Source organism: Anaerohalosphaera lusitana (assembly GCF_002007645.1).
Lineage (GTDB): Bacteria > Planctomycetota > Phycisphaerae > Sedimentisphaerales > Anaerohalosphaeraceae > Anaerohalosphaera > Anaerohalosphaera lusitana.
The window spans coordinates 4,209,848-4,234,026 of the sequence record NZ_CP019791.1; the positions used below are offsets into that span (position 1 = coordinate 4,209,848).

Genomic DNA, 24,179 nt, shown 5'->3' on the forward strand with positions numbered 1-24,179 from the left:
CGAAGCAGCCGCAAAAACAACTTCTCAATACTACAACACTAACCCAATCAATTTACATGTCCAGACTTATCGGTGGACCTGCAGTGTCTTCTATCAATGACGATCTCACCGATTCATCCGAACACCAGCTCCCCGAAAAACTCCGGCCGATGGAAATCAGGCTCTTCGACAACGATCGGGTTCCATGTCATAAAGTGCGGCCGCGACGTCTCGTCCCCGCACTTGTAAAAATTCGCCCTCCACTTCACACCCTCACCAGGCTCATCAAACGAAGGCGCATACTTTCGGACCACCTCAAAGGGCAGCCTATACTGCAGCGACCACACAACCTCCTCCTTGATCTCAGGCTCGATGATCTTATCCAGCGAATGGTATATCTCCACCTTATCACAATCCGCCTCACCAACAGCGACATTCTCAACGCCCCTCTCCTTCTGTCGATTGAACAGCATTGTCCCCCCGCAGTTCGTCTCCACATTAAAATACCCCTCGCTCACATCCTCGCCAGGCGTAAAGAAAAACTCCACACAACTATCCTCCCACACCGGCCCGTGATACCCTCGCGCAACCGCCCGCACATACTTATCCTCCACCCGAAAATTCACATATATCGCCCCCTCATCATAAACCGCCTTCACCCTCGCACAAGGCCGATCCCGGTCCTCACCCCCAAGCCAACTGTCGATCTCCGCCGCCTCAACACCACCCCACAAACCTTTATCCCACTCCCCACACAAACCGGGCCTCTCACTAACTCTCTTCACAACATACCGCTTCATAAAAAATTCTCCTGTAAACTATCCATCAAAAATCGTCAAGCCCCCACACATCATTCCATCGTCTGCCATTTAATAGGGACAGTCACCATTTTACCCCACACGATCAATATACCACACCCAACAAACACATGCACGCCACAAAACGCAAACTGCCAAACCAACACAAGCGGCGACTAAGACGCGAGTCCCCACACAACGCCAGCCACATCGATCAACCTCTGTCATCGCGAGGAGCGCAGCGACGTGGCGATCCTATGAACCGGAGCCTGTCAACAGATTCTCGCAAACATTTCTAAACATTTTTGTATCCATTCATGCATACAGAGTATTTTCTCCTGTGTGCCCCTTCACGACAGCCATGGGGCCGCAGGGGAAAATACGGCGGGACGTATTTCGGGTTGGCTGCCCACGCTCCTATTCGTGCTCATCACGAAGACGGCACATCAAATTGCCTGCGGTAAAGAGGCCCTATTCTCTCAGACGCGATACCAAGAGGTTCGCATCGCCACGTACAGGGTCCTCTAAATTCATCCCGCCAACCTTCAATACATCCTAAGCCGATTTTCTCATATCAAAACCGCAAGACCGGCCGACAAGCTCCTCATTAAAAAGCTCACCATTGACCAGCATCGCGCGCATTATACTCAACAGTTTACGAGCCACTGCAACTGCGGCGATCTTGCCGCGACCCTTCTGCCCGTTCATTACCTTCTCATAAAACGCCTTCAGCGCAGGACTCTTCCTGATAGCCTGCCAGGCACTTTCAACCAGCAGCCAGCGGACAACGCTGGGACCCTGTTTGCTGATATGCCCGAGTCGACGAGTAGAGCCGCTCTCATCAAGCTTAGGCGTCAAACCAAAATAAGCACAGTACTGTTTCGTTCGTCTGAACCTGCGTATGTCGTCAGTATAAGCCAGAATTGCTTCAGCAGTGCGTGGCCCAACACCAGGCACACTCATCAGCAGCTTACCGCCACTCTGGCCTGCCAGATACCTGTCAAGGTAGTTCGTAACCCGCTTGAGCTGCGACTCTAGCATATTCAATTCCTCAAGCATATCCGCAAGACTCATCCGCCAAAGCTGTTCAGCATCAGCTTCAAAGCACGCAAGACCGCGCATCCATAAACGATTGGCCAACTTCCACCAGCTTCCAGACTCCACGGGCCGACTGAAGCCGTTGGCCTTTATGATCGCCCGTATGCGATTTTTGACCTGACAGACCCTGCTGACCATCTTCCTGCGGTGCTGGATCGTCACTCGCCATTGACGGACTTCCAGTCTGGGCATATGCACCTTCGGCACCTCGTCAATGCTGAGCAGAACCGCCTGCTTGCGGGCATCTATCCGGTCGTTCTTCTTGCTCGTGCGGTATATCCAGGTCATCCGTGTCGGATTCGAGACAGTCACATCCTGGACATGACCTCTGAGCTGATCGTGCAGATATCCTGCCTGACCGCTGATCTCGAAGGTCAGATGCAGCCGATCACCCCTGCTGCCTTGCTGTTTGAGAAACTGCTTCATCTTCTCAGGATCCGTCTCAAAGGTCGAGAAACAATCTTTTTTGCCTTTTTGAACCACGCATGCCACTGTTTTCTTGCTGTCGATGTCAAATCCGATATACTTGTCCATAGGAGCCTCCTGTATATAAGGTTATTGTGGCGTCCACGAGACGACCACGCGAAAATCGTAGGGCCAACAAACCCGATTATAACCAATGCACGGAGGCTCCGGTTTCATAATTTATCTCAACCGCGACAAAAAAGCTGGCACACACAAAGCAAGCATACCGTACCATCACTCAACAACCCGCTCCACATACGCCTCCGCACCGCTCGTATAAACAAGCTCCTCCGTCCCCGACCGCATCACGATCGCCTCCACACCAGCAAGCCCCTCCACAAGCTGCAAGCCCTTCTCCATCCCCATCACGCTCACCGCCGTCGCAAGCGCATCCGCCTCAACCGCTTCCCCCGCGATAACGGTCACACTCGTCAGCTCCGTCGCAGAACCGCCCTCCGCAGGCGAAAAAATATGGCTGTACCGCTTCCCGCCGATCTCCACATACCGCCGGTAATCCCCGCTCGTCGCGATCGCCGCATCCTGCAGCTTCAGCACCGCCAGCACCCCCTTCTCCACCACCGGATTCTGCAGCCCGATGTTCCACTCCCCCACCTCATCCTTCTCTCCCCGCACACCGAACACACGTATGTCCCCGCCCACATCCACCATACCGCCAACCGCCCCCGCCTCCTTCATCGCCTCCACCGCCGCATCTATCCCGTACCCCTTCGCGATCCCCCCAAGATCGATTCGCATACCCTCCACCGCGAACTCCACCGTATTCGCCTCCTCATCCACCTCCAGCTTCTCATACCCCACCCGCTCCCGCACCGTCGCGATCTCCTCATCGTTCGGCACCTCGCCCTTTTTCTCCGCCTCTCGCCACAGCTCTATCTCCGGACCAACCGTCACATCGAATGCTCCATCCGTCATCTCACTGTACCTCACCGCCTCCTCGATCACCTCCACAACCGCCTCATCCACCTTCACCGGCCCATCGCCAGCCTCGCGGTTGATCCTGCTCACATCGCTGTCCTCCTTATACCCGCTCATCAGCTCGTCCACCCGCACCAGAGCATCCCACCCCGCCTCGACCGCCTCCTTCGCAACCGCCCCATCCTCAGCAACCGCCACCACCTGCGCAAACGTCCCCATCACCTCACGATATCCGCTCTTCCGATCCACCAACCCGGGCGCAAACAAAAACCGCAGCCCAAACGCTGCCGCGATCACAACTACCGCCCCCGCCAAAGTACTCAGCCAACCAAATCGCTTACCCGATTCAGCCATCAATAATCCTCCCCGTTCAAACTGTCAACCACCGACTCCAGCCATTCCCGCAAACCAGCCTTGAACCGTTCATCCCTGCCCTCGCTCTCGCCGAATACATCCTCCTTCTCACCCGGATCCCGCTCCAGGTTATAAAGCTCAAACTTAACCGCTCCTTCCTTATTCTCTATCCGATGCAGCTTCCACGGCCACACCAGCCACGCCGCATGCCCCGCAAAACTTTCCTTCGAATACCGCTTTTCGATCTTCCCCGCATCCGCATGCAAATGCTCAAGCTCAAGCCCCTCCGCACTTCCGCTCTGCACCTTCAGCAGATTCTTCATCCATCTGTCACTGAACACCGGCTTGCCGCCAGTCGCATAATCCCAGAAACCCATCCCCTTACCTCGCTCTTCCATCTCGCCACGGATCATTCCTGCCAGGCTCACGCCGTCAAGCACCGGCTGTTTCTCCACCTTCGCCCCAACTATATCAACCAGCGTCGGATAAATATCCACCGTATTGCAGGGCACATCCGTCACCCGCCCCGCCTCGATCTTGCCGGGCCATTCCAGCACCGCAGGCACACGCAAACCGCCCTCATAAACCATGCCCTTATGCCCTCTCCCGCCTGTCGCACCATACCCCGGCAAACCTCCGTTGTCACTGCAGTACCAGAACACCGTATCTTCTTCGATACCCATATACCGCAGCTCATCCCGCAGCCTGCCTACCGCCCGGTCCATCCCGCTTATCTCAGCATAAAAGTCACTCTTCTTCCCCGCATCCGCATAATGCTCCAGATCCTCTTCCGCCCCCCTGTGCGGATTATGAGGCGACCCGAACCACACCACCGCGAAGAACGGCTCCCCCCCCCCAGCATACTTCCGCATAAAATCGATCGCCGCCTCCGCCGTCACCATAGAGCTCTCACCTTCCATCTGCACCGCGTCCCCCTCCCGACTCATCACCGGGTCATTGTCAAAAAAGTTCGGCGACGAAACCCACTCATCAAACCCGCTCGACCCCGGATTCACCTGGCTGCCCCTACGCACCGATCCGATATGCCATTTCCCGAAATGCCCCGTCACATAACCCGAATTACGCAATACTTCCGCGATCGTCACCTCCTGCGGCCGAAGCGTATACCCCCACTTAAAACACCCGAACCGGTTCGGATGCCTTCCAGTCATGACACTGCCACGCGTAGGCGAACACACCGGAGCCGCCGCATAAAACCGGTCAAACCGCAAACCGTTTTTCGACAGCTCGTTAAAATTAGGCGTCTCCAGCTCAGGATGACCATAATACTCCATATCACCCCAGCCCTGATCGTCCGCCATACAAAGCACAATATTTGGCCTCTTGCCCCTATCAGCACCAAAAACATCCACCGCCCCAGCCATCAACAAACCGGCAACTCCCCCAGCCGCCTTCAAAAATTCCCGTCGCCCTATATGCATCTTATCACCTCAATATCATAGTAAATAAAAAGCCGCAGCATAATGCCGCCCGAACCGGGCCTCACCATAAATCAGATATTACCAGTCAAAACCAGTTCTTGTCATCGCGAGGAGCCGAAGGCGACGCGGCGACCTCAAAGCCGACGATTGTCGATGGCTCGTACGCGCCGATCTGTCAGCGCGAGCGGCGACAACCCTGTCACCCCGGACTTGATCCGGGGTCCAGAGAACGAAACGCCAGGCGCATCCGCAAGCAAAAACACCTGCACATCCATAAAACGCATGCAGCCAAACCAACGCCAGCGTCGACTAAGATTGTCATCCCGGACCCCGATCCGGAACCCAGCATAAAAAAACCGTCGCGAAGCGACTCCACACGAGTCTCCACACAACGCCAGCCGCATCCACTCCAGAGTCCGCAAAAAATCCATTCTAAACTCCGCCCTAATTATATTCAACAATTCTTTATTTCATGCTATAATACCCCACTTTACGTCGCCCGCCGGGGCCGTTACACAATTAAACCCCAAGACATAACGATAACATGAACAAAAAGAATATACGCATACTCACAAACGAAGTCGAAACCCGTTTCCTCCCCGCCGTCCGCCGCCCGGCCCGCTACATCGGCGGTGAGGTCAACCAGATCAAAAAAGATCTCGCCGCCTGCGCACTCACGGTAGGCCTCTGCTTCCCCGACACCTACGAAATAGGCATGTCCTACACGGGCCTCTCCGTTCTCTACGAACTGATCAACGCCACGCCCGACTACGCAGCCGAACGAGTCTTCACTCCCGCACTCGACGCCGAAAAGGTCCTCCGAGAAGAACACATCCCGCTCTTCTCCCTCGAATCCCGCGCCGCAATCGCCGATTTCGACATCCTCGGCTTCTCACTCACCACCGAACTGTGCTACACCAACGTCCTCACCATGCTCGACCTCGCCGGTATCCCCCTCCGCGCAGCCGACCGCACAGCCGACCACCCTATCATCATAGGCGGAGGCCAGGGCGCCAACATCGCAGAACCCATCGCCCCCTTCTTCGACCTCTTCGTCCTCGGCGACGGCGAAAAAACCGTCCCCGAAATACTCTCCTTCTTCCGCGCCAAAAAAGCCGAATCCCTCCCCCGCGCAGAAACCCTAACACAGGCCGCACAAAAATTCGACTACGTCTACGTCCCCTCCCTCTACGAACCAAACTATACCGATCACAAATACACCGGCCTTACAACTAAAAGGGGTCAGACACCTTTTACCCCCTCCAACGCACCTAAAAATGGCGAAACCGAAAATAAAGGACAGTCACCTATTAATTTAAACAAAAGGGGTCAGACACCTTTATCTGCACATCCCCACATTGAAAACGCCATAATCGACGACTTCGAAAACGCTCCCCTGCCCCAAAAACCCATCGTCCCCCACGCCCAGGCCATCCACGAACGCGTCTCCATCGAGGTCATGCGAGGCTGCCCCGGCTCATGCCGTTTCTGCCAGGCCTCATTCTGCAAGGATCCCGTCCGCCACCGCTCCGTCGACACCATCGTCGCCGCCGCAAAAGCAAACTACCACGCCACCGGCTTCGACACCGTCTCCCTGCTCAGCCTCTCTACCGCCGACTACCCCCACCTCGAAGAGCTCGTCGACAGGCTCCGCGAATACTTCGAACCCCATCGCGTAGGCATCTCAGTCCCAAGCCTCCGCGTCCAGCAGCAGCTAAAGATCCTCCCCCGCCTCGTAACCTCCGTCCGAAAGTCCGGCCTCACAATCGCCGTCGAAGCAGCCAACGACCGCATGCGCAAGATCATCAACAAACACATCACCGACGCCGACCTCTTCGCCGCCGTCGAAGCCGCATACCGCGCAGGCTTCGAAAAACTCAAACTCTACTTCATGGTAGGCTTCCCCGGCGAAACCCAAAAAGACATCGAAGAAATCGTACACCTCTGCAAATCCCTCGCACGCCTCCGCCGCAAGGTCGAAGGCAAAACCGCAAACATCAACGCCGCCGTCTCCTGGTTCGTCCCCAAGGCCCACACCCCCTTCGGCTACCTCCCCCAAAAACCCCGCGAATACTTCCATGATGCAAAAAAACTCATCCTCGACAAAAAGTTCGAGCTCAAAGCCAAGTACATCAACTTCAAGTTCCACGACATCGACGCATCCGCACTCGAATCCGCAATGGGCCGCGCCGACCGCCGCCTCGCAGACGTCATCGAAACCGCCTGGCGAAACGGCGCCCGCTTCGACCTCTGGTCCGACTCCTTCGCCCCGCTCATCTGGGAAAACGCATTCAAAGCCCACAATCTCGACCTCGATACCGCCGCCCAACGCGCATTCACCCCCGAAGACATCCTCCCCTGGCAGCACCTCGGCGGCCCGCCCCGCGAACACCTGCAAAAACACTACAACCGCGCAATGGAACTAGCCAACCAACCCTAATGAACGCCTTCCTACTTTGTAATATCTGAATACAGGCAACATTTCAAGCCGCGCACATGTGCAATATATTGCCGCGGTTATGTCCCTGTGTTTCGGTGTTAATTCCGCAACAAAAAGAGGCTGGCGATGTGTCCTCTGGATCCTAATCCAAGCCTGAATAACAAATGCGGGATTTGATGTTGCATAAAGTGTAGAAAAAGTGGTTTTGTGGGGACTTGATTTTGCCGATATGGGTGATGCTGTGTTCACGTTGAACAAAGGCCGCTATTTCCGCCGATTTGTACAAGGCGTCACGTGGCCGCCCTCGGCCTCGCTTATCGCGATGGGAAGATCGAAACAGGCCGCCCATAGGGTTGATATAATGGTTTTTATCGGAGCTTGTGTATTATATGAAGCTTGCTAAGAGACATAAATATGTTTTGATGGCGTTGGGTTTTTACTGGCCCGCGATATTTATCGCGACGCATCTGCCCAAGGTGCCCAACTGGGTCGGTGAGGCACGGATGGCCGATATGACGTGGCATTTTCTGGCGTACCTTGTGCTGGTGACGCTGATCTGGCTGGCGGTGAGCCCGAACAAGCGGGTTGACTGGCGGCGGGCAAAGGCGTGGCTGATACTGGCGGGGGTGATATGGTACGGCGTGATGGATGAATGGCTGCAGGGGTTCGTCGGGCGAGGCGTGGAGATGCAGGATTTTGTGGGCGATGTCGCGGCTGCGGTGACGGCACTGGTGCTGTTTACATTGTTCGAGTTCTGGATGGGCCTGATGTGGGTGACCGCGATCATACTCTTTTCGGTGGTTAATCTCTCGCGGATCGATACGGTCTGCAACAGCGAGATGATGAACTCGGCGTTCTATTTTCTGGGATATGCGTTCATGACGCTGGTGTGGGTGCAGTGGATCGATCAGAAAACGGATCTGAGACGCGACGCGGTGAAGTGGTTCGCAGCGGGAATGGGCCTGCCCATCGCTTATGGGACGTTCGTAGAGCTGTGGTCGCTGGCGATCGGTAAAAATGTGTGGTGGATGGACTGCGTGACCGGCATCAGCGCGGTTGCGGCGGTGGTCGCAATATCGTACGCGACGTGTCACTGCGGAGAGGAATGGAAACGTATCAGCGAAGCAGCAGCGTAGGTTTTGGCTCATATGCAAAAAGCAGCTATCACTGATCGCGATCAAGTTTTCAATATAAGAAAACGCCGCGGCTTTATAGGCTCGCGGCGTTTTTTGTAAGACTTCCATTGACGGGGGTCTTCACTTGTTTTTCATTCGGCATTGTAGGCGGCTTGTTTGGTTTTGCTGGGTCCGCTGGATATGGGCTCGCCGATCTTAAAATTGCCATGCATTTAAGTAATCAGCGGGTTTCTTCCGGTTTCAGTGACCAGCATTTGTCGGCGGGTCTGAAGGATTCTACTACTTCTTCATAGTCATCGAGCCAGCATGCGTTGGGGTTGCGTTTGCAGACGAGGATGCGGCTGGAGTCGGTGTTGTCCTGTGCGCGGTGGTATTTGAAGAGTATGTAGTCACGGGTCTTGGCAGCAATCTCTATCTTGCCGGTAGAGTGCGACATGGCGAATCTTACGCGTTTGGCCAGGCCTGAGACGCGTGCCTTTGCCTGTTCGACGATATCGTATGCCTCTTCGATCGGGACCGTGAAGTCGCGGTTGCCGAGGGCGGGACGACACTGGAAGGCATAATATGGTATCACGCCCGCGAAGGAGAGTTCACGCCAGAGTTCGGCTAGCACAGCGGGGTTGTCATTGACGCCTCGCAGGACGGGACACTGGTTGTTTACGATTGCGCCGGCGTTCTGGAGTATGTTCAAGCCTTTAACGGCTGTTTCGGTCAGTTCGTTGGGGTGCATGAAATGGGTCATGACATAGATCTTGCGGTCGGGCAGGCTGTACTTTTCGACCATCTTCGCGAGTGATGGATCATCGATGATGCGGTAGGGATTGAAGACGGGGAGCTTGGAGCCGATGCGGATGATGCGGATGTGTTCGATCTTGCGCAGCTCGGCAATGATCATTTCGAGCTTCTCGGTGGACAGTGTCAGCGGATCGCCGCCTGTGAGCAGCACGTTCGATATCTCGGTATGAGTGCGAATATAGTCGAGCATCTCGTCAACGTTGTCGATGCGGTCGTCGCTTGCGTCCATGAATACGCGCTTGCGGAAACAGTACCGGCAAATGCTGTCGCAGGCTTCGCTGACAAGGATTAGTGCGGTTGAGTCGTATTTATGTTCCAGGCCGGGCATGATCTTGTATGCGGCTTCGTTGGAAGGGTCGAGATCGCCCCACTGCTCTAGTTCGGAGTTCTGGGGGATGATCATACGGCGGATCGGGTCGGCTGGGTCGTCCCAGTCGATCAGCGAGAGATAATATGAATTAGTGCGGAATACGAATTTATCGGCGACTGCTTGGAGGTCGGCCTTTTCTGCGTCGCTGAGCTGGGGGATCCGGCTCAGGTCGTTGTAGTATTTCACTTTCCTATCCATCTATTTCCTTTCCTTGCTGTGAAACCATCATTCTTCGTTGTCTGCGTTCCTGGTTTGTTCTGTTTCCGAGTATCGTTTTTCGTATATGTTCTGTCTGCCGAGGACCTGCTTGAAGGTGGCCATTATCAGCCTGAGGTCCAATGAGAGACAGGCATTGTCCACATATTCGACGTCCAGAGCGAGTTTCTGCTCGCGGGTCAGCCCTCCCCTGCCGCTGACCTGGGCCAAACCTGTCAGTCCCGGTTTTACGAGCAGGCGACGCTTCTGTGTTTCGTTCCATTCTTCCATCTGCGAAACGTACAAAGGCCGAGGCCCGACCAGTGTCATATCGCCCTTCAGTACGTTGATCAACTGGGGCAGTTCGTCCAGCGAGTGTTCCCGCAAAAATATGCCGATGCCGGTCAGTCTCGGGTCGCGACCCGATTTGGGGCTTGGCCCGTAGGGATCGGCGTCAAGTCTCATGGTCCTGAACTTGTATATCGTAAAGGGTTTGCCGTTTTTGCCTGCTCGCTCCTGCTTGAAGACAGCAGGGCCTTTACTGGACAACCTTATAGCCACTATTAGAACCAGCAAAACCGGCGAAGCGATCAGAACTGCCGGCAGGGTCAGAACTATATCCATAGCGCGCTTAACAAATAAGTACATTTACGGGCACTCCTAACAGTGTCAATCCCAGAGTTGTCCCCCGCAAACGGCCCTGCCCAAACAGGTCCTGAGCCGATTAAGTATACCGGTTTGGGCACAGCATGTCAAGAAAAGCATTACGCATGTCGGGTATTGCCGTTTTGGGCTTAAAAACGTTTTTTGCAAGGGTTGAGAGCGATTAAGTATTTGAATGAAACGGCCGATCTAGTGTATATTGTAAATTCATAATATTATTCAGGTTACAGGATCTAAAGGCGTAGAAGAAATGGCAGAAAGCGGAATTTATCCAATACTTTTCACCTGTGTGGGCAGGCGGGTTTCGCTGATCGAGCGGTTCAGAGCGTGTGTGCAAGAGTTGGGACAGGAGCCCTGTATTATCGGGGCCGATATGACGCAGATGAGCCCGGCTCTGCAGATGTGCGACAAGAAATTCCTCGTCAGCAGGGTCGACGAATCGCCATATCTTGAAGAACTGCTGAAGATCGTACGCGACAACGGCGTCAGGCTGCTGGTTCCAACGGTTGATCTGGACCTGAGGCTGCTGGCCGAGAACAGGGACCTGTTCGCCAAGGCGGGATGCTTTGTACTGATATCAAAACCCGAGGTGATAGATATCTGCCAGGACAAGCAGAAGACGTACAGGTTTCTGCACGAGAACGGTATCGATACGCCCATGACGTGGAGCAGCGAGGAGGCTCTGGAGGACGACAATGGCCTGGCATTTCCGTGTTTCTTGAAGCCGCGTGACGGATATGCAAGCAGAGGCAGCGGCAAGGTCAACAGCAGGCTCGAACTGGAGGCGTTTACGCACCGGATACCGAACTGCATCGTGCAGGAGTACATTCGCGGCAACGAGTTTACTTGCGATGTGTACATGGATATGAAAGGCAAGGCGCGGTGCGTCGTGCCTCGGATGAGGATAGAGGTTCGCAGCGGCGAGGTTAGCAAGGGGAAAGTGGTCAAGGATCGGCATATCATGGATACGGCCGCGAATGTGGTCGAGAAGCTCGGAGCAGGTCCCGGCGTCATTACACTGCAGTTGATACGAAGTTTTGAGGGCAGAATAGCTGTGATTGAAGTCAATCCCCGTTTCGGCGGAGGTGTTCCGCTGGCGATCAAGGCGGGTGCTGATTTTCCGATGTGGATATTGAAGGAGCTGCGAGGAGAAGAGCCTGAGATAGAGTTCGGCGGATTCAAGGACGGGCTCGTGATGCTCAGGTACGATGCAGAGGTATGGCTGGAGACTTGAAAAAGCTGCGGCCGAGGATGACATTTACAGGAGAATAATATGTTTCTTGACAATGCGATAGGCGATGACAGGCCTTTGAGCTGGGCTGTGCGTTTCTGGCCCGTTCTGGTGTGTGCACTGGTTGCGGGCCTTGCGGCGACATGGCTGTGCAAGAAGGTGGCGATTCGATTCAACATTGTGGATCGGCCCGACGAAACGGTGAAGACGCATAAGGAGCCCGTGGCGTATCTTGGCGGTATCGGCATGATGGTGGGGTTCGTGGTCGGCGTGATCGGAGGCATATGGCTGATACAAGGCGAGGAGTGCTTCAGGACCTGTCTGCGGTGGCTGCTTGGCGTACTGGCTGGCGGAGCGATCGCGTGCTTTACGGGGGTGGTGGACGATCTTTTTGATATCACGCCTAAGAAAAAGCTGTTCGGTCAGTTGATCGCGTCGCTGGGTCTGGTGGCAGCGGGAATACTGCCTGCATGGGAATCGCTGGTGAGCCCGCTGGGTCTGGATTTTCCGCACTGGTTTGAGGTCGCGGTTGCAGTACCCATCGTAATCGTCTTCGTTCTGGGCGCGACAAATTCGCTTAACCTGCTGGACGGTCTTGACGGACTTTGTGCGGGTGTGACGGCGATCATTGCGCTGGCGATGCTGCTGCTGGCGGTGCACCTGGGGACGTGGGAGTTCAGTGAGACAGGTGATCCGGTGCGAATGATCGTGTGCCTGGCGATACTCGGAGGAATACTCGGATTTTTGCCGTTCAATCGACACCCGGCAAAGATATTCATGGGCGATGCAGGTAGCATGCTGCTGGGCTTCGTGGTAGCGGCATTGATGATAATGTTCGCAGAGAGCACGGCCCGCTGGTGGCTGGCGTCGATCGTCGTGTTCGGTCTGCCGATACTGGATACGGCAACAGCTCTGGTGAGGCGGTATTTGAACGATCGACCTTTGATGGTTTCGGACCGCGGACATTTATACGATCAGCTCATGGACCGGGGGCTGGGGCTCCAGAAGACCGTGACGCTGTCGTATGTGCTGGCCGCGGTCTACGCGGTGATCGGGCTGATTATGAGCCAGATACGCACGCGGTATGCGCTGGCCGTTTATGTGCTGGTTTTCGCGGTGAGCGGATATGTCGTGTGGAAAAAGGGCTTCTTAAAGATGGAGGGACTGCGCGGCGCTGTTAGGAAGGAGTGAGGGGGGGGAAAAGAGAAAAAAGGCGAGTATCGCAGTTTGCAAGTCTGCTGCCAGGCCGATTAGTTTTCAGTCAGGTCGGCGACGTAGATGTTGCTTTTTGTGCCGTGGCTGTCGACCGAGGTAGCGTATTCGAAGCCGCACGTTTGGTAGAGTTTATTGGCAGGCTTGTTGTGGTCAGCAACGAGAACCTTCACCTTTTCGATCTGACGCTGCCGGCACTGCGAGAGGCCTTCTTCGATGAGTTTGCGGGCAAGACCTTTGCCGCGGGCCTGGGGTGAGACCACGACCGAGAGCAGTTCCGCTGAAGGGAGATCGCGTGTTTCAGCTTTGGCTGGATAGAACAATGTCTCAAAGATTTTTTTAAGGCGTGAAGGGGAAAGCATTTTGCCTGCCAGAAGGACTGCGAATTTAAGTCCGTGCTTGCGTAGCAGGATTTTATAGAGAGCCTTGACGTCCGTAGTGAAGGTGACGAAACCTAGCACAGTGTCGTCCTCAACCGCTACGATACCGAAACTGGCAGGACTCTGCGCGATAGCTTCGTAAAGGGCAGTAACAAAACGCGGACCAAGCGAACTGATAAAGCCTGTGCTTATACCCTGTATATGCAGATCTGCAACCTGTGAGGCATGTGTGGTAGCAATCGATTGCATATTCATGTAATTATCGCATTTCATTTAAGAGGTGGTCGTAAAACTTTAAATGCACCTTTACGAGTTGAATTGAATCAAATTTTTCATGTGTCCTTCTAAATCCATTTTGCCCTAAGCGATTGCGTTCATCTGAATTTTCTAAAAGATCTCTTAAGGCCTCAGTCAATTCAGTGAGACTTTCAGGTTCTACAAGTCTGCCAGTTACGTCTTCATCAACAGCATCCACGCAGCCAGTAACTCTTGTTGCTACAACCGGCAGCTTCATAGCTGCAGCTTCGATAAGAACCAAACCAAAACCTTCCCTTTTTGTAGGTAGAGCCAACATATCCATCGCTGCATAATATGGAACTATATCTTTTATAAATCCATTTGAGCAAGTAATATTGCCATTATCATCAATCTTCTTTGCTGTTCTTGGATCTAAAGAATCTCTGACTGTTTCAAAGTCACCAACAAGCATCAACCAGATATCATCAAAGTCCTTTTGTAAGACCTCAAACGCCCTGACTAGATGAGAAACACCTTTATCATTAACAATTCGCCCTACAAAGCCGATCACAAACGCTGAAGTAGGAATTCCCAGCTTTTTGCGAACTTCCGGCCCCCGAGCACTGTCTGGCTTAAACCTAGACAGATCTATGCCACATGCACTACCATGATTCAAAACGGTGATCTTATCCTTATTACATAGTTTTTCTTCGATCATCCGTTTTTTTAAGCTCGGGCTTACCGCAAGAACTTTAGTTGCAAGCTTACATGATAACCATTCAACGGCCCACAACAGCTTTCGCTTTAAACCGGTGGCGGTATCCATGGGAAGTCCATGCACTGTGTAAATCCGTTTCTTGCATCCCGCAAAAAAAGCTGATAGCATTCCAAGCAACCCACCCTTTGGGGTATGCGCATGCATCATGTCTGGTTTTTCCAGGAAAAGAAACTTACTTAGCTTTAAAAATGATTTTAAGTCACCAAGAACATCAATGCGACGTTTTATTTCTACCGCCTTGGTGGAACAACCACACTCATTCGAAAGCCAGCCTAATTCTTCACCCTCAGAAGCTATTACCGTGACCTTAGTCCCATCTGAGACCATATCAGCGACCAATTGTCTATAAAAGCTCCATATTGTGACCGGCACAGAAGCAAGGATGCATATATGTTTCTGAGGCTTGGTTCTCTTTACATTTGTCATTTGGGGGCAACTCTGTCGAAAATCAGCTCTGCAAATTTAGTTGGATCTTCACTTTGCACCAGCAAGCATTCTGCATTCTCAACCAATTTAGAGAGTACTTCTCTCTCCTTTTTTTCACATTCCATCAGATCAATATTATCATTGAAGTATGAGTATGCTATGAGCATAGGACTTTTCATATAACAGAATTCATAGCGATTTAAATTGAACAACATATTTTCAGCTTCTTCGTTATCAAGGACTTTGATACCACCCGGGCGACGAGCCAAAAGAGCTAAGTGTGTTAGCTTATTGTCATGCCTTATTCGTTCGGTACTGATATAGTGATCGATATTCCTGTGGTCCCCAGGAACGGGCAATAATTCGACGGGCGGGAAAATTTTGACCATTTTCATTCGAAAACGCAAAAGACGACTCATACTAAGTTCATCATAGTATCTAAACGTGGAAGTCCACGGACATCCATAGAAGGTTTGATCATCTACAATGCCCAGGTCTTCTGCCATATAATCCGCTTTTGAATCAAACACTGCCTTCATTGTGGTCAATGTTTTGCCCGTATCGCCAGGTGCGACAACAGCAACAGAAGAATTATTTATTGCAAACCCAGAACAATGTAATGGGCAAAAACCTTTCTGCAGCAGTAAAACAGAAACTAAATCAGTAAGAATATATCCAGGCGAATGCAAATTATTAAAACGAAATTTGATATATTTAATAAATGGCTTGTTTACTTTGATTTCAGGTTTCCCGCTTTTAATCCCTGAAACATGCATTCGCAACTTTGAGCCAGCAAGGAAATTGCGCTCATAGAACAGCTCGTCTGATCCAACTTCGCCGCGCCAATAGTGATACTTTTGTAAAGAAGACATTCTATTAGATTCAGCTTTCAGGTCACTTATAGTCAATCTAACCACTATTTCGCAGTCACTTATTGCCTCATCAGATGAAGACTCAGTAGGATGGCCAAATGACCACCCGATATAGTCAGAATTCGTTTGTATTCCTAAAATACCTTTACATACAACATAATTTTTATATTCCATAGCCATCCTTTAGTACTTTTCAGTATTCAGTTTTAAATGATTATAAAAATCAATCCGACGCTTGTTCAAATTTTCATGTTCATACTCACGCGCCTTTTGCCAATTCTCCAAAGACATCTTCGCAAGTTTATTAGGATTTTCAGCATAATTACAAATTTTGTTTGCCAACAGATGGCAGTTTGAAGGTGGTACAAGGTACTCCTCATCTAACAGCTCAGGGATACCGCCAACATTCGTTCCGATACAAGGTAAACCTCTAGCCATAGCTTCTATCATAGATCTTGGCAATCCTTCAGTTAACGAGGGCAGAACAAAAATATCACCTTGATCAAGCCATTTTAGTACGGGCTGGCCTGGAGGCAGCCTACCATCAAAAAAGATATAGTCCTTCACACCATGATCTCTGGCTTCTTTTTCAAATTTTGAGCGATAAGCACCGTCACCTAGTAAATGGAGGCACACATCAAGACCTCTTTTTCTACAGATCTCAACGACCCTAATCAACATATCTTGGGATTTGTATAGTGCAGACATACTACCGATATGGCAAAGTCGTAGAGGTTTATTGCTAAGCTGTCCTCCTATTCGCTTGCTTTCCAACTCTTCCTTGCTGATAAAAGCGTCAGCAGGAAGGTCAATACTCGAGTAATGTGTTGACCAGCCGCAGGAAGGATAATCTTTTTGAAGATAACTTTCTGAAACGTAAGCAGCGGCCGACGCCTCTTTGCACTGCAACTTTTGATTTCGTGTCATTAAAAACCTTATATACGGCCTAATTGCACTTTTAACCGTGCCTGGCCCAAGCGAAGCTTGTGGGTCTCCTACAACTTCTACACCATATGAAATAGATTTTTTCATTAGCGCCTTCCACAGCAACGTTGCAACTGTACCAGGAACCCGAAGTATGTACGCATCAGCTTGCTCTACCGCTGCATTAACCAGACTTTCTACTCTATGCCTGTTTTTTAGGTATTGCCATGGCCCAATAAACGAAGGCAATTCGAAGAACTCTACTCCGGGGCCATTAGCCTGCAACTTATTAAGACTAATTTCGGGGCTTGTAGCCACTCGAGCAAGAACGATTACCTTTTCAAATACTTGTAAATATCTTTTCCAAAAGTCGTAATCGCAGACAGTGGTGGAATAGATATTACCATTAGCAGTACGTATAAATCGGTTTTCCAGTGCAACCATTACTCGCACAAATTAACCCTCCAAGGATTCTTCGTAGACATCAGCCAGCTTTTCAGCGCATGTCTTCAGATCAAAAGCTTCATAAAAACGGTCATGTATATGCAGATGTTCATTTCGGCACAAAGACTTGCTTACTTCTCGTGCCAATGCATGGCTGTCCCCAAATGGTACAATTTTTACATGCGGTGCGTAATTCTGGATTTCCCTGACGCCAGGGAGATCAGTTGCAACCACCGGTAAATTCGCCATTAACGCTTCAAGAACGACCCCTGGTAAGCCTTCTCTTTTTGAGGGCAAGACAAAGCAGTCAGATGCGAGCAGAAGCTCGGGAACATCAGTCCTTGTACCGAGAAAATGAATTCGTTGTTCCAGCGATGTCCTTACCACCTTATCTGACAAAGACGACCGCTCGGGACCATCCCCAACAAAAAGCACATGAGTATCTGGGTTGCATCCAAGAATTTCTGGTGCGGCATCAATAAGGACGTTCTGAGATTTATCGGGGATTAATCTACCTACACAAACCACCAGCTTACTTTGCTGTGGCAGATTTAGATCACATCTAACTTCACTAGAGATATCCTTCTTCCGTTGAAATTTAGAAACGTCGATACCATTGTAAACTATTTTACATCTTGGATCCTGTCGCCAGTCTACTCTCCACCCAACTTCCATTGCCCCTATACAAACCGCAAGAATATCGGTGGCATATTTATCGACTAGATAATGCATGGCTTTATTATAGCCTTTTCTCGAGAAGTTTCTCTTCTTGCCACCATCAGAAGTGGTTCGGAAATGCACAACGCGGGATCGAATATTGGCTTGTTTAGCTATAAAAGCAACATAGCCGCTGAACATGAACACATGGCTATGTACAGCGTCGTAATTACCTTCCTTTAGAATATTTTTTAATCTGTGATGAAAACTCCATGGCTGCAATTTCAGGGGACACTGAAGTACGTCACCTCCATGCTGTTTTATGAGACTGTCCAAGCTCCCCGGTGCGGTGTCATTACTGAGAGTACAGAAATCAAGCCGGATACCTCTTTGACGAAGGTAAGGCATCAACTCAATCGTGCGCATTTCAGCGCCACCATGGTTCATCTTCCCAAAAATATGCAGAACTTTTATCAAGGTATTCTAACTAATAAGAATAGGATTCCAAGTCCATGTCATATGACTCAACAGGTTCATCTCCAATAAACAATTGAATAACAATTGCTATTATCACAACCAAGGTAATTTTATGGGTCAGAAGGGCTAGATGATTACGTATAACCATCATAATCGGCCCCAAGCAACCAAGCATTATCAAAGCCCAAAACATGGAAGGATTTCGACTGAATTTAACTGTTAACCACCGGGCAAAAACACCTAACAAAAACAGTTCGGCGAATGCACCAACAAAACCAAAATTAAGGTATCCCTCCGCTGCAACAGTAAAAGCACGCCCAGCACTTTCTTTTCCAAAAAAAGTCGTTGTAATCCACACAGAAGGAGACCAGGTCGAAATGCCACTTGCCAACGTGTATCTGGACAAGAATGGTACGAAGTGAATTATGGCATCTCGCCATGAGGCCCCATGCCAAAATGGTTCGCGCTCGGGAACCTCGTGAGTAGTGATATTGACTACCAGAAAAGATCCTCCCATTTCGATAAAAGGATTTGCCCAAGTAAGCTGTTCACTTTGTGCCTGATATTCAAGCTCCTCCATCATTTTTTCAGGTTCGAATGCGATAGTTCTTACTACACCAATAGCAGCAAAGACAAACAACAGCAATACCGCTAAAACAACCAAAATTTTAAGCGAAATAGGTCGAACAAAATAGTGGCGTACAAGCAGTATGGGGATTAGAATCATTAAAATAGGTCCTCTGTTACCCTCCAAAATTATCGTAAACAGAAAGAGCGAAACCAAAACAGTTACAAATTTAGAATAGAAAAGCTTACCATATCTTAATGCACTTGCTGCCGTATAAATTGTAATCCCTAGTACCATGACATGCACATTCTGACTCCAAAGCAAATTTATTAAATAGGAGTCGACATATCGGTCCAGATTTTGAACAGCGGTGTAGCCATGGCTCTTAAAGATCGACAAACCTAAAACCAAAAGAACGCCGTAATGCATTACTATTGATGTTATTATCAAAGATACACCCGCCAGCAACCAGCCCTGTTTAGGAATCCTCCGGGGTTTCTGTAAAACGGAGAAATCAAGCATCTTTGGGGCAGCAAATTCATATCCTGACAAAAAGCCAATAAACCCCAAATTTATAACAAACAATGCCTTAGATATTGATGCCTTATAAAAAATGATATCACTCTCATACGGTACAATGTTCAGTGCATATAATGTAATATAACCCAAATGGAATAAGGTATATAAAATACTAAAAAGAATATCCGGCGACAGCACATTAGCTTGCTGACGAAAGCATTTAGTACGATGGAGGACATGTAAAGCAAATATCAAATAATAAACAGCTACCATATACTTAACGGTCGCCTGGGGGCTTTCATGCAACATGCCATATACAACCCCAGAGAGCAAGGCTGTAAAAAACAACCAGCACTGGTACAGCCATGAGGTTTTTGTCAAGGCTTGTACGCGAAATATCTCAGTAGTAGACTTATTCATTGTCGTTCTCAATTATTAAAGGTTAATCGATAATTCTTTTGATCAGCTTATCCCGCATTTCGTATACTGACCTTCGAAAATGCTTTGTTTGCCAATTTGGTTCCCAAATTGCGATCTCGATGATTAAAAACAAATAACCAAGTCATAAATACGTATGTTGTTGCTACAAATAGCACACACGCAACAAGGATTTTCCAGTCCTGAAAGTTCGCATAAATGCTACATAACCAGCCCACACCACAGGCAAAAATACCAGCTATTACAGGTCGTACAATGGATTTCGAAATAAACAGCTTTTTGTCGATCTTCAAAACATACATTCCATAAGTCAAATGAATCATAGATCCAATAACCCTAGCTATTGTGATCCCAACAACTACAGCAAACAAAGAAGCATATATCCAGTGCAAATAACTCCATACAGAAATAATACCTCCTAATGCCCAAGTCAATGTGACAATAGCGGGAATTTTTACCTTTCCTACTCCAGTTAACATTTGTAAAACACAAAGAGCACTGCTTATAAATAGTTGTCCAATCAATAAGACAAGGGCAGCCAAAACAAGCGAATCTAAATATCTGCCAGAATACTCAGATCCCAACCAATACAAAAATAATGGTTTTAAAAAGAAGACAGGCACAACACAAAAGCCCACAGCAACTATCATCGAATACTTTGTCGCAGTTTGGGCCAATCGGACTTTAGCATCATGTTGACTTAAAGAATCCAACCTGCTTGTAGCAGGCACAAGCACATTGGCGATTGATCTCACTAAACTACCGACGAATGCGACCATTGTTGCGATGATAGTATAGCTCCCGACATCGATAACAGACAGTTCTGCTCCAACAACCCATTTAACAACCTCATACCCAAGCAGATTAGCAATCTGAATTATCAACATCAGACTGCCGAATCCAGCTAAAACATATAGTGCACGCAGAGAAAAACTGTTCAAATTAAAGTGCAATCCACCTGCCACTTTAATTGAAGATAGGGTCCAGATTACTCTTTCGACAACAAATGATAAGATAGAAACCACAACAAGAGGAATTACACCCGCAGTAAAAAATTCAAAACAAATTACGGTACCAAGCACTCTGAACAGCACCGCTACGGATCTTGCCAGATTTGTAAGGTCATACCGCTGATAACCCCATAAGACACCTTGAAAAGAACTAAATGGGAAACAAACAATAACTTTGAGGGCCATTAGCTGTAAGGCAATTTTTGCCGTATGAAGCTGGTCTCCGGGTATTTCAAACCAATCCCCTGCAAAAAAACTAAGTACATATACTATACTCCCTCCTAGAATACCAGCAAAAATAAACCATACGGTACTTGATGTAACATAATCTGTTATAGAACGAGAATTTTCTTTTCCGGTCTCGGCAGCGACATATTTAGTTAATGCCTGGCATATGCCCCTCCCAAAAAGGTCCACAAAAACTGTCAAAGACAGAACTAACGATACTAACCCGAAAGCCTCCTTCCCAATTTGTCTGACAACGTAGCCAACAAGAAAAACGTTAGCTACACCATATAATAAGAAGGTTGCGTAGTTGGTAATAACGTTTATGACAAGGCGATTACGCTGGTTCATTCACGCCTCTTACCTTCGCCTTGGCCGATCTTAAGCAGTATCTTGCCTGATTGTGCAGGAAGCGAAAGACTGCCTTTGAACATTTGGCTAGTAGAAGGATCTACAAACGTTTCATCTTTGGGCAGATCAATGCTTTCGGTGCTGTGATTAGGATTAACGGCCACTAAACTCTCCCGCTCAAATTTTCTCAACCAGCAATTATTTGATTTGAATTTTGGGGCTAAAGGCGAACCAAGGTCCAGTTCATATTCAGAATACCATGGAACAGTTGAATTTGCATACCCTCTTTTGCCTCTGCTTGCAGTAAAAAGGCTTCTACCATCCTGCTTCACAAGCATCCATGAGCAATAAAAGTACAAGAAATCTCTTTTTGTAAATCTACTATCTTCTCGCGGATGACAATACCACCAATCAATGAGGCCTTTTTTCAGAATTTGTTCGTGATGCTGTAAACTCGTGAGCCACTTATTTTCCCTAAAAAACTTCTTGCTGGTGATTCCCAAAGCTTTTTCATCCATAAGTCCGTCTGTGCGTGCAATAATGGAAGTCCAATCAACACCATCTCGATTTGATCCATAATCAAGTGTATGATTAACTACGAGTAGGTATCCATTACTATTGAGTGACTGCTTCAATTTTCCGAGATATTCCAAAAAACCATTTGTCCATTCTTCCTCCTTGTTTGCATATTTCCAACTAGGGTGTCTTTTGGAAATATTGTGTACCCATACATCTAGAAGAACATTATCCAAGGCAAGACCATCGAAAGAAAATCTGGATGAAGCTGCATTTTCTTCAATAAGACGAACAACATTATCAGCTGCCCAATCCTGAAAGGCTGGATTTGCAACGTCTATAAAGAAACGATCATAATAAGCGTGACTAGGATCTGACGGGTTCCAGCGAATCCGCATATCCGGATTTTTAGCTTCCAGCTTAACTTCTTTTTGTAGAAGCCAATCAGGGTGGTACTGGTTGATATAGTCATATTCAAAAGACGCAAAAGAATTTCCCTTCTGCACTGTAAAGCTACTGAAATAGAACAAAAGTAGTTGTTCTGGTTTTCTTTGCCTCAAAAGCTCCCAAGCTGGATAATTGTGCTTAGTTATTAATTGACCGCACCAAATAGCATCATATTTAACTAGATTCTGAAAAGCATCTTCCACGGCTAAGGGCCTAGATGACCAACTATCACCAACCATCAATTCCCTTTTCTTTAAGAAAATTGTAGCTGGCCCCGCAAAGGAAAATGTTACGGAAAAATTAATTAATAACGCTAAAATAATATATTTCTTCTTTATAGTCACAAAGCCCTCACGCCTTCACGATCTTCTTACGACCCTTCCTGACTTTTTCCGTGGCATTCCTGGTATCTATCACCAGTTGCGAATTCTCAACGACCCAGTTGTAGTCGTATTCGCTGTGGTCGGTGCTGATCAGGACCGCATCATATTTCTGCAGCATCTTCGGCGTCAGCTTCTTGCTCTTCATCTGCAGATCATAGTCCCGCTGTTTGTGCGTCTGCGGAATATACGGATCATTGTAGTCGACCCTGGCGCCTTTTTCCCTTAGCAATTCTATCAACTCAAGCGACGGAGATTCGCGTACATCGTCGATATCCTTCTTATACGCCAGGCCGAGCACGAGCACCTTCGAGCCCTTAAGGCTCTTCTTATGGTCGTTCAGCGCCTCAAGCGTCCGCATCACAACATAATGCGGCATATCGGTGTTGATCTCGCCTGCCAGCTCGATAAAGCGGGTCGGCATGCCGTACTGCCGGGCCTTCCACGTCAAATAGAACGGATCGATCGGAATACAGTGCCCGCCGAGCCCCGGCCCCGGGTAGAAGGCCTTGTAGCCGAACGGTTTCGTACTGGCAGCGTGGATAACTTCCCACACGTCGATGCCCATACGGTCGAAAAGCATCTTGAGTTCGTTAACCATTGCGATGTTTACGCAGCGGTAGGTATTTTCGAGTATTTTCGCGGCCTCAGCGGCTTCGCAGGACTTGACCGGAACGAGCGTATCGATAGCGTATTTGTAGATCTCCACCGCCATGTCGAGACTCTTTTTGTCATACCCCCCGACGACTTTCGGTATCGTCGCGGTGCGGAAGCTCTTGTTGCCCGGATCCTCACGTTCGGGAGAATACGCCAGGTGGAAATCTCGGCCGGCCTTGAGGCCCGACTTTTCGAGGATCGGAAGCATCAGTTCTTTTGTCGTACCCGGATAGGTAGTGCTTTCAAGTACGACGAGCTGACCCTTGCGAAGATACTTGCTGATCGTTTCGCAGGTCTTCTCGACGAACTGCATATCTGGCTCACGATTCTCAGTCAGCGGAGTCGGAACAGCGATCAGCAAAGCGTCAGGCTTGCCGAGCTGATTCATCTTCTCGGTGACCTTGAAGTTTTTGGTATCGACCATCTCCTTGACATCGCTGGATGGGATGTGCTTGAGCGGACTCTTGCCCTTGTTGAGATTGCTTACGGTCTTAGGATTAACGTCGAAGCCGAGCACCTTCGCTCCGCCCAGACAAAACTCACGTGCCAGGGGAAGACCTACATAACCCATGCCGACAATACCGACCAGCGGCACGTCACTCTTCTTGGCCGAGGTGGTTTTCTTTTTAGCAGCCTTTTTCCGTGTTGTTTTTTTGGCTGTTTTCTTTACAGCCTTCTTTGTTGTCTTCTTCTTAGCGGTCTTTTTCGCGGCTTTCTTAGTGGTCTTCTTTTTAGCGGCCATTTACGTACCTTTCTCCGA

Annotated in this window: 19 protein-coding genes; 4 read left to right on the forward strand and 15 right to left on the reverse strand. The window is 49.4% G+C overall.

From position 1 onward, the window contains the following. Positions 1 to 113: 113 nt before the first annotated feature. From STSP2_RS17055 to STSP2_RS17070, 4 genes are all read right to left on the reverse strand, one after another. The gene (locus tag STSP2_RS17055; protein ID WP_146663918.1) at positions 114 to 779 is read right to left on the reverse strand and encodes a carbohydrate-binding family 9-like protein; all 666 of its coding nucleotides are present in this window, start codon (positions 777 to 779) and stop codon (positions 114 to 116) included. Between the two features lie 552 nt (positions 780 to 1,331). Then, a complete protein-coding gene (locus STSP2_RS17060) occupies positions 1,332 to 2,408 on the reverse strand; it encodes an IS110 family RNA-guided transposase (RefSeq protein WP_146660217.1) in 1,077 nt (358 codons plus the stop codon). A 165-nt stretch (positions 2,409 to 2,573) separates the two neighbouring features. Beyond that, on the reverse strand, positions 2,574 to 3,629 hold the full coding sequence (locus STSP2_RS17065) for an FAD:protein FMN transferase (protein WP_146663919.1): 1,056 nt from the start codon (positions 3,627 to 3,629) through the stop codon (positions 2,574 to 2,576). Beyond that, positions 3,629 to 5,071, reverse strand: coding sequence for a sulfatase family protein (locus STSP2_RS17070; RefSeq protein ID WP_205847942.1), 1,443 nt, complete (start codon positions 5,069 to 5,071; stop codon positions 3,629 to 3,631). Before STSP2_RS17070 ends, STSP2_RS17065 begins: the two co-directional genes overlap by 1 nt. Positions 5,072 to 5,615: 544 nt before the next feature. Here STSP2_RS17070 and STSP2_RS17075 point away from each other — a divergent pair. Both STSP2_RS17075 and STSP2_RS17080 read left to right on the forward strand, forming a co-directional pair. Beyond that, a complete protein-coding gene (locus STSP2_RS17075; RefSeq protein WP_146663920.1) occupies positions 5,616 to 7,511 on the forward strand; it encodes a radical SAM protein in 1,896 nt (631 codons plus the stop codon). A 389-nt stretch (positions 7,512 to 7,900) separates the two neighbouring features. Then, positions 7,901 to 8,647, forward strand: coding sequence for a VanZ family protein (locus STSP2_RS17080; protein ID WP_146663921.1), 747 nt, complete (start codon positions 7,901 to 7,903; stop codon positions 8,645 to 8,647). Between the two features lie 220 nt (positions 8,648 to 8,867). Here STSP2_RS17080 and STSP2_RS17085 read toward each other — a convergent pair whose 3' ends face one another. Together STSP2_RS17085 and STSP2_RS17090 are read right to left on the reverse strand one after the other, a co-directional pair. Further along, positions 8,868 to 10,010: a KamA family radical SAM protein gene (locus STSP2_RS17085; RefSeq protein WP_146663922.1), complete on the reverse strand. Its 1,143-nt coding sequence runs from the start codon at positions 10,008 to 10,010 to the stop codon at positions 8,868 to 8,870. Positions 10,011 to 10,037: 27 nt separating this feature from the next. Further along, entirely contained in the window at positions 10,038 to 10,655 is a 618-nt protein-coding gene (locus STSP2_RS17090) for a sugar transferase (protein ID WP_146663923.1), read from the reverse strand. A gap of 265 nt (positions 10,656 to 10,920) precedes the next feature. Here STSP2_RS17090 and STSP2_RS17095 point away from each other — a divergent pair, with 265 nt between their 5' ends. Both STSP2_RS17095 and STSP2_RS17100 read left to right on the forward strand, forming a co-directional pair. Beyond that, positions 10,921 to 11,904, forward strand: a complete 984-nt coding sequence (locus STSP2_RS17095) for an ATP-grasp domain-containing protein (protein ID WP_146663924.1) — start codon at positions 10,921 to 10,923, stop codon at positions 11,902 to 11,904. Between the two features lie 39 nt (positions 11,905 to 11,943). Next, positions 11,944 to 13,092, forward strand: coding sequence for a glycosyltransferase family 4 protein (locus STSP2_RS17100; protein WP_146663925.1), 1,149 nt, complete (start codon positions 11,944 to 11,946; stop codon positions 13,090 to 13,092). 59 nt (positions 13,093 to 13,151) lie between these two features. On the opposite strand, the gene STSP2_RS17105 is transcribed toward STSP2_RS17100, so the two are convergent. Genes STSP2_RS17105 through STSP2_RS17145 form a run of 9 tightly spaced genes read right to left on the reverse strand, consistent with a single transcriptional unit; the run spans position 13,152 to position 24,161 of the window. Further along, positions 13,152 to 13,748 (reverse strand): GNAT family N-acetyltransferase, encoded by a 597-nt coding sequence (locus STSP2_RS17105; protein WP_169853315.1) that lies wholly within the window; start codon positions 13,746 to 13,748, stop codon positions 13,152 to 13,154. Positions 13,749 to 13,752: 4 nt separating this feature from the next. After that, complete coding sequence (locus STSP2_RS17110; protein ID WP_146663927.1) at positions 13,753 to 14,934, reverse strand: glycosyltransferase family 4 protein; 1,182 nt, start codon at positions 14,932 to 14,934, stop codon at positions 13,753 to 13,755. After that, positions 14,931 to 15,980, reverse strand: a complete 1,050-nt coding sequence (locus STSP2_RS17115; protein WP_146663928.1) for a hypothetical protein — start codon at positions 15,978 to 15,980, stop codon at positions 14,931 to 14,933. The genes STSP2_RS17110 and STSP2_RS17115 overlap by 4 nt, the downstream gene beginning before the upstream one ends. A 9-nt stretch (positions 15,981 to 15,989) precedes the next feature. Beyond that, positions 15,990 to 17,174 (reverse strand): glycosyltransferase, encoded by a 1,185-nt coding sequence (locus tag STSP2_RS17120; RefSeq protein WP_146663929.1) that lies wholly within the window; start codon positions 17,172 to 17,174, stop codon positions 15,990 to 15,992. 12 nt (positions 17,175 to 17,186) lie between these two features. Continuing rightward, entirely contained in the window at positions 17,187 to 18,308 is a 1,122-nt protein-coding gene (locus tag STSP2_RS17125) for a glycosyltransferase (protein ID WP_146663930.1), read from the reverse strand. Between the two features lie 10 nt (positions 18,309 to 18,318). Continuing rightward, positions 18,319 to 19,815, reverse strand: coding sequence for an O-antigen polysaccharide polymerase Wzy (gene wzy / locus STSP2_RS17130; RefSeq protein WP_146663931.1), 1,497 nt, complete (start codon positions 19,813 to 19,815; stop codon positions 18,319 to 18,321). Between the two features lie 47 nt (positions 19,816 to 19,862). Beyond that, positions 19,863 to 21,419, reverse strand: coding sequence for an oligosaccharide flippase family protein (locus STSP2_RS17135; RefSeq protein ID WP_146663932.1), 1,557 nt, complete (start codon positions 21,417 to 21,419; stop codon positions 19,863 to 19,865). Beyond that, a complete protein-coding gene (locus STSP2_RS17140) occupies positions 21,416 to 22,726 on the reverse strand; it encodes a putative glycoside hydrolase (protein ID WP_146663933.1) in 1,311 nt (436 codons plus the stop codon). The genes STSP2_RS17135 and STSP2_RS17140 overlap by 4 nt, the downstream gene beginning before the upstream one ends. A 7-nt stretch (positions 22,727 to 22,733) precedes the next feature. Then, positions 22,734 to 24,161 carry a nucleotide sugar dehydrogenase gene (locus tag STSP2_RS17145; RefSeq protein WP_169853318.1) on the reverse strand — a complete coding sequence of 476 codons (1,428 nt, stop codon included), beginning with the start codon at positions 24,159 to 24,161 and terminating at the stop codon, positions 22,734 to 22,736. Positions 24,162 to 24,179: the final 18 nt, after the last annotated feature.

What these genes read in the sequence shown, in the direction of transcription:
- STSP2_RS17095 (WP_146663924.1), top strand. Translation starts at nt 10,921, where the DNA reads ATGGCAGAAAGCGGAATTTATCCAATACTTTTCACCTGTGTGGGCAGG.
- STSP2_RS17065 (WP_146663919.1), bottom strand. Translation starts at nt 3,629, where the DNA reads ATGGCTGAATCGGGTAAGCGATTTGGTTGGCTGAGTACTTTGGCGGGG.
- STSP2_RS17080 (WP_146663921.1), top strand. Translation starts at nt 7,901, where the DNA reads ATGAAGCTTGCTAAGAGACATAAATATGTTTTGATGGCGTTGGGTTTT.
- STSP2_RS17135 (WP_146663932.1), bottom strand. Translation starts at nt 21,419, where the DNA reads ATGAACCAGCGTAATCGCCTTGTCATAAACGTTATTACCAACTACGCA.
- STSP2_RS17120 (WP_146663929.1), bottom strand. Translation starts at nt 17,174, where the DNA reads ATGGTTGCACTGGAAAACCGATTTATACGTACTGCTAATGGTAATATC.
- STSP2_RS17090 (WP_146663923.1), bottom strand. Translation starts at nt 10,655, where the DNA reads ATGTACTTATTTGTTAAGCGCGCTATGGATATAGTTCTGACCCTGCCG.
- STSP2_RS17075 (WP_146663920.1), top strand. Translation starts at nt 5,616, where the DNA reads ATGAACAAAAAGAATATACGCATACTCACAAACGAAGTCGAAACCCGT.
- STSP2_RS17110 (WP_146663927.1), bottom strand. Translation starts at nt 14,934, where the DNA reads ATGACAAATGTAAAGAGAACCAAGCCTCAGAAACATATATGCATCCTT.
- STSP2_RS17060 (WP_146660217.1), bottom strand. Translation starts at nt 2,408, where the DNA reads ATGGACAAGTATATCGGATTTGACATCGACAGCAAGAAAACAGTGGCA.
- STSP2_RS17115 (WP_146663928.1), bottom strand. Translation starts at nt 15,980, where the DNA reads ATGGAATATAAAAATTATGTTGTATGTAAAGGTATTTTAGGAATACAA.
- STSP2_RS17085 (WP_146663922.1), bottom strand. Translation starts at nt 10,010, where the DNA reads ATGGATAGGAAAGTGAAATACTACAACGACCTGAGCCGGATCCCCCAG.
- STSP2_RS17100 (WP_146663925.1), top strand. Translation starts at nt 11,944, where the DNA reads ATGTTTCTTGACAATGCGATAGGCGATGACAGGCCTTTGAGCTGGGCT.
- STSP2_RS17105 (WP_169853315.1), bottom strand. Translation starts at nt 13,748, where the DNA reads ATGAATATGCAATCGATTGCTACCACACATGCCTCACAGGTTGCAGAT.
- STSP2_RS17145 (WP_169853318.1), bottom strand. Translation starts at nt 24,161, where the DNA reads ATGGCCGCTAAAAAGAAGACCACTAAGAAAGCCGCGAAAAAGACCGCT.
- STSP2_RS17070 (WP_205847942.1), bottom strand. Translation starts at nt 5,071, where the DNA reads ATGCATATAGGGCGACGGGAATTTTTGAAGGCGGCTGGGGGAGTTGCC.
- wzy (WP_146663931.1), bottom strand. Translation starts at nt 19,815, where the DNA reads ATGAATAAGTCTACTACTGAGATATTTCGCGTACAAGCCTTGACAAAA.
- STSP2_RS17055 (WP_146663918.1), bottom strand. Translation starts at nt 779, where the DNA reads ATGAAGCGGTATGTTGTGAAGAGAGTTAGTGAGAGGCCCGGTTTGTGT.